We start from the raw sequence: 1,179 nt of genomic DNA on the forward strand, positions 1-1,179 counted from the left end.
ATGCAAACCAGATAACTGGGCCGGGCCCCGGGCGATGTGGATGCCAACTCCGCCGTCATACGACGGAGCCCGTTGATCCGTTGCCTTTGCTGCCGGACAAGGAAGTTCCATGTGTGATGCAGTGGCGACAGTGCTTTCTGCTCTGCCGACGCGACCGCAGCAAACAGCATCTCCGGACGGGTCTGGACGTCGCAAATTGCCTCTGTACCGACGTCACCGGCCAACCGCTTCTTTCCGGCTTTGATGGCTTCCTTCGACCATTTGCGGTAATCACCCTGTGATATACCCTCCCGGCGGCGCAGTTGCGAATTTCTGTCCCCGTTACACTGCCCTCTTCAAGGCGGATCTGATCTTCTCATCAAAGGAATACTGCTTGCCGGGCGCCTGCCTGATGTCCTTGACGATCTTCCCGCTATGACTTTTGAGTATCCACTCTCTGGAGCAAACCCTCCGGCTTCCAGCCGGAACTGCTTTAGCGTGAAAGAATCCGGTTGTGGCCTTACCCTTGGAAAAATGAGCCGCAGCCGGGTCGAAGGCTCATTTTTTCAAGGGTAAGGCCATGCAATGTGATACCGGGAAACACTGCGTTTTCTACCACCGCTATCAGATCGTGTGGTCCACCAAATACCGCTATAAGGTGCTGCGCGGGGCGTTGCGCCTGCGGGTGCGCGACATTTGCCGCCAGGTCTGTACTGAGAACGGTGCCGGCCTCTTGCGCGGGGTGCTGTCGAGCGACCACGTGCATATGTTCGTTTCCGTGCCGCCCAAGCTCGCCATTTCGGATCTGGTGCGCAAGATGAAGGGCCGTTCGTCTTGCCGGGCGCAGCGGGAATTTCCGGCGATCCGCAGACGCTACCGGGGCTGCCGGTTCCGGGGGCGGGGGTATTTTTCAACCACCAAAGGAGCGGTCACTGAAGACATCGTACTTCAGTACCTGGAAAACCATATCGCCGAACCTACCGGCGCCAGCCGGTAGCCGTTCAGTATTTTTGAAAAGGTGAAACTGGCAGTCTGGGCTAGGCGCGCTCGTCTGCCTTCACCGCGTCCCAGAGCGCGTCCATTTCGGCCAGATCACTGTCCTCGGGGCGTTTGCCGCGGGCGGCAAGTTTGGCCTCGACGCCTTCAAACCGGCGGGTGAATTTGGCGTTGGCAGCGCGCAGGGCGGCTTCGGGTTCAACC

The 1,179-nt window shown here is 59.1% G+C and carries 1 protein-coding gene and 2 pseudogenes; 1 reads left to right on the forward strand and 2 read right to left on the reverse strand.

The window, feature by feature from the left end; genetic code table 11:
• A pseudogene (locus tag A2I95_RS40335) lies at positions 1 to 224 on the reverse strand (hypothetical protein); the annotation flags it as partial.
• A 335-nt stretch (positions 225 to 559) separates the two neighbouring features.
• Between A2I95_RS40335 and tnpA the strand changes: the two are divergent.
• Entirely contained in the window at positions 560 to 976 is a 417-nt protein-coding gene (gene tnpA / locus A2I95_RS40340; protein ID WP_291737938.1) for an IS200/IS605 family transposase, read from the forward strand.
• A gap of 40 nt (positions 977 to 1,016) precedes the next feature.
• On the opposite strand, the pseudogene A2I95_RS40345 reads toward tnpA, so the two are convergent.
• Positions 1,017 to 1,179 (reverse strand): annotated as a pseudogene (locus tag A2I95_RS40345) (nucleoside triphosphate pyrophosphohydrolase); the annotation flags it as partial.

Source organism: Leisingera sp. F5 (assembly GCF_001593695.1).